This window comes from Pseudomonas sp. BF-B-30, from assembly GCF_019956305.1.
Classification (GTDB): domain Bacteria; phylum Pseudomonadota; class Gammaproteobacteria; order Pseudomonadales; family Pseudomonadaceae; genus Aquipseudomonas; species Aquipseudomonas jessenii.
The window spans coordinates 1-4539 of the sequence record NZ_JAHBDG010000065.1; the positions used below are offsets into that span (position 1 = coordinate 1).

At 56.6% G+C, this 4539-nt stretch carries 4 protein-coding genes; 2 read left to right on the top strand and 2 right to left on the bottom strand.

Going from position 1 to position 4539, the window contains the following annotated elements:
* Together KGB29_RS24810 and KGB29_RS24815 are read right to left on the bottom strand one after the other, a co-directional pair.
* The coding region (locus tag KGB29_RS24810) for a hypothetical protein (RefSeq protein WP_223473437.1) at window positions 1–85 on the bottom strand (85 nt) is incomplete at its 3' end.
* A gap of 435 nt (window positions 86–520) precedes the next feature.
* Window positions 521–1420, bottom strand: coding sequence for a LysR family transcriptional regulator (locus KGB29_RS24815; protein WP_057712567.1), 900 nt, complete (start codon window positions 1418–1420; stop codon window positions 521–523).
* Window positions 1421–1577: 157 nt separating this feature from the next.
* On the opposite strand from KGB29_RS24815, the gene KGB29_RS24820 reads away from it, so the two are divergent.
* Entirely contained in the window at window positions 1578–2759 is a 1182-nt protein-coding gene (locus KGB29_RS24820) for an acyl-CoA dehydrogenase (protein ID WP_008053124.1), read from the top strand.
* Window positions 2760–2770: 11 nt separating this feature from the next.
* Entirely contained in the window at window positions 2771–3991 is a 1221-nt protein-coding gene (locus KGB29_RS24825) for a CaiB/BaiF CoA transferase family protein (RefSeq protein WP_154910998.1), read from the top strand.
* Window positions 3992–4539: the final 548 nt, after the last annotated feature.

Sequence of the window (4539 nt, forward strand, 5' to 3'; positions counted from 1 at the left end):
GGCCGATCAGCTTCTTGATGGTTTCCGGGGTTGCAGCAACCCGTGTTTCACCGGTCTGGGTTTCGAGAGGAACACCAATGTGCACGTCAAATCTCCTGCGTGATCTTATTGAGTAAACCCATGCACTACGGATGGTGCGGCTGGGGCGGCCGATCAGCACGATCCCGCCAAATCAGGGCGGGGCGCGGCATTTTGCAGGCGAACTTTGTGCCCTTCAAGGGATTATGACGGGTGACGGAAAATTAACTACAAGTCACCCCGTGACCGAATGTCGCAACCAACCGGCTCAATCCCTTGCAGACCGTGCTTTTCAAGGATTCTGGCCGAAATTGAAGAATTTACACATCGGCCGTATGAATGATGCGGCATTGCCTCGAAATAGTGGCGCAAAGCCGCGTCATCAGGCGCTTGTGGGACGTTTGTACGACTTGTCGATACAGTTTGCTGCTATGCGACAAATACGTATATCTGTAGGGCTTTTATTTTACTGACTACGGGGTCAAGTAACCTTGTAGAGCCTTTATCCCTCTAGGCTGTAGCTGTACGCCTGATTTACCAACCAGTCGCGAAATGCCCTTAAAGACGCGGATTCGACCTTTCGCTCAGGAATCATCAGGTAGTAAGCCTTGATACTGGACAGTGCTTGGGGGTTGGCGATCACCAGGCGTTTCTCTTTCAGCTCCCTTTGAATCAGGAACGGCGGAATCAGGGCAATGCCCATGTCGTGCATGGCTGCCTGGGCGAGCATGGAGAATAGCTCGTAGCGGGGGCCCGTCATGTCTCGCGGGACATTGAGGTGTTGGGAGTCGAACCATTGGCGCCAGGCATAGGGGCGAGTGGTTTGTTGCAGAAGAGGCAAGTCGGCGATTTCCCCGGGCGTCAGACTGGTCTTGTTTCCGAGCAGGTTGGGGCTGCAAACGGGCATCGGATTTTCACCCATCAGCCTGTGGGATTCCGTACCCGACCAATCCGCGTCGCCGAAGTAGATGGCGGCATCAAAATCCGTGTCGGCGAACAGGAACGGCCGCGTGCGGTTGGTCAGGTTGACCGTCACTTCCGGGTGTTTCTGCTGGAAATCCTTGAGTCGCGGCAGCAGCCATTGGGTGCCGAAGGTCGGAACTACGGCCAGTTCGATCACGTTGGTGCCCTGCTGGCCCATCACGGACAAGGTGTCGCGCTCAACGGCATCGAGCTGAGTGGCCACCCGACGGCTGTAGGAGAGTCCGGCTTCCGTCAGCTTGACCCCGCGCCGCGAGCGTCGGAACAGTTCCACACTGAGGAACTCTTCAAGGCTGGCAATCTGTCGGCAAATCGCTCCCTGGGTCAGCGAAAGCTCCTGGGCGGCCTTGGTGAAGCTCTCGTGGCGCGCCGCGGCCTCGAAGCTGATCAGGGCGGTGGTGCTGGGTATCTTTCTGCGCATGTACGTCAACCTCACTAATACATCGCATAAAAGCTCTTTTGCGACGTTTCGGAGTGAGAAATTAGCACAACAGTATGCAAAATCCTCGTTTGCCGTCGCGCCGATCCGGGCCTAGGATCAGCCTACGTTATTTGACCCGATTCGAGAGGACACACTCATGGGCGGTAAAGCTAGCTTCAACTGGATCGATCCCCTGCTGCTGGATCAACAGCTCACTGAAGAAGAACGAATGATTCGCGACACGGCTGCGCAATTCGCTCAGCAAAGCCTTGCGCCGCGCATCCTCGAAGCTTTCCGTCATGAGAAGACCGATCCAGCGATCTTTCGCGAAATGGGCGAGGTTGGCCTGTTGGGCGCAACCATCCCCGAGCAATACGGTGGCAGCGGCCTGAACTATGTCAGCTATGGCCTGATCGCCCGTGAAGTCGAGCGCATCGACTCCGGCTATCGCTCGATGATGAGCGTGCAGTCCTCGCTGGTGATGGTGCCAATCAATGAATTCGGTACCGAAGCGCAAAAGCAGAAGTACCTGCCGAAACTGGCGTCGGGCGAGTGGATCGGCTGCTTCGGCCTGACCGAGCCTAACCACGGCTCCGACCCGGGCGCGATGATCAGTCGTGCGCGCAAAGTGGAAGGCGGCTACAGCCTTACCGGCAGCAAGATGTGGATCACCAACAGCCCGATCGCCGATGTGTTCGTGGTCTGGGCCAAGGACGATGCCGGTGACATTCGCGGCTTCGTACTGGAGAAAGGCTGGAAAGGTCTGAGCGCTCCGGCGATTCACGGCAAGGTGGGCCTGCGGGCATCGATCACCGGTGAAATCGTGATGGACAACGTGTTCGTTCCGGAAGAGAACATCTTCCCGGACGTCCGTGGTCTGAAAGGTCCTTTCACTTGCCTCAACTCGGCACGTTACGGCATCTCCTGGGGTGCGCTGGGTGCAGCCGAGTTCTGCTGGCACACCGCTCGCCAGTACACCCTGGATCGTCAACAGTTCGGTCGCCCACTGGCCGCTACCCAGTTGATCCAGAAGAAGCTGGCCGACATGCAGACTGAAATCACTATGGCGCTGCAAGGCTGCCTGCGTCTGGGTCGTATGAAGGACGAAGGTACCGCGGCGGTCGAAATTACCTCGATGATGAAGCGCAACTCTTGCGGCAAGTCCCTGGACATCGCGCGCATGGCTCGCGATATGTTGGGCGGCAACGGCATCTCCGATGAATTCGGTGTGGCGCGTCACCTGGTCAACCTGGAAGTGGTGAACACCTATGAAGGTACTCACGACGTCCATGCACTGATCCTCGGTCGTGCGCAAACCGGCCTCCAGGCGTTCTATTAAGGAGAACGTCCATGGGCGCGCTATCGCATCTACGGGTACTGGATTTATCGCGGGTGCTGGCCGGGCCTTGGGCCGGGCAGATCCTGGCCGACCTTGGCGCTGAAGTGATCAAGGTCGAGCGTCCGGGTAACGGCGATGACACGCGCGCCTGGGGGCCGCCGTTCCTTAAAGACGCTTATGGCGAGAATACCAGCGAGGCTGCTTATTACTTGTCGGCCAATCGCAACAAGCAATCTGTCACCATCGACTTCACTCACCCTGAAGGGCAGAAGCTGGTGCGTGAACTGGCGGCCAAGTCGGACATCCTGATCGAGAACTTCAAGGTCGGCGGTCTGGCGGCTTATGGCCTGGACTATGAAACGCTGAAGACGATCAATCCGGATCTGATCTATTGCTCGATCACCGGGTTCGGCCAGACCGGTCCTTACGCCAAGCGTGCGGGTTATGACTTCATGATCCAGGGGCTCGGTGGCCTTATGAGTCTGACGGGGCGACCTGAGGGCGAAGAGGGTGCGGGGCCGGTGAAGGTTGGCGTGGCGCTGACGGACATCCTCACCGGGCTGTATTCGACTGTCGCGATCCTGGCTGCGCTTGCGCATCGGGATCACGACGGCGGTGGTCAGCATATCGATATGGCACTGTTGGACGTACAGGTGGCTTGTCTGGCCAATCAGGCAATGAACTACCTGACGACAGGCAACGCGCCTAAGCGCTTGGGTAATGCTCACCCGAACATCGTGCCTTATCAGGATTTTCCTACGGCGGATGGCGATTTCATCCTTACCGTCGGGAACGATGGTCAGTTCCGCAAGTTTGCGGAAGTGGCCGGGCAGCCGCAGTGGGCGGACGATCCGCGTTTTGCCACTAACAAGCTGCGGGTGGCAAACAGGGCAATACTGATTCCGCTGATCCGCCAGGCGACGGTGTTCAAGACTACCGCTGAATGGGTGGCGCAACTGGAACAGGCTGGCGTGCCATGCGGGCCTATCAATGACGTGGCCCAGATGTTTGCCGATCCTCAGGTCAAGGCGCGTGGGTTGGCTATCGAACTGCCGCATGCGCTGGCCGGGATGGTGCCTCAGGTGGCGAGCCCGATTCGATTGTCGGAGACGCCGGTTGAGTATCGTTTTGCACCTCCTCTGCTGGGTGAGCACACGCTTGAAGTTTTGCAGCGTGTGTTGGGTCTGGATGCCGGAGCGGTGTCCGCATTCAAGGCTTCTGGCGTTCTCTGATAGGTCTCTTCTATATAGAGGGAGTTTCGGCTCCTCTATATAGGCACCCTTTGGGGTGTTTTGCTGCTTTCCGCAGCTTATTGATAGAAAACCTAAATCAGTGCTTGACGGCAGATTCCAGGTGTCTATAATTCGCCCCACTTCCGGCGCAGTCGAAACGGAAAACTCCTTGGTAAACAAAGAGTTACGCAGTTTTCGGCAGCAGGTTGCTTCAGTTCATCGAAGCACAAAGGGAGTTGAAAAAGAGGTGTTGACAGCAGCGTGTAACGCTGTAGAATTCGCCTCCCGCTGATGAGAGATCTGAAGCGCAAGTGGTTGAAGTTACAAAGGAAACTTTGAAAGCTTCTGAAAATAATCACTTGACAGTAAATGAGGCTGCTGTAGAATGCGCGCCTCGGTTGAGACGAAAGATCTTAGCCAACCGCTCTTTAACAACTGAATCAAGCAATTCGTGTGGGTGCTTGTGGAGTCAGACTGCTAGTCAACAGATTATCAGCATCACAAGTTACTCCGCGAGAAATCAAAGATGTAACCAACGATTGCTGAGC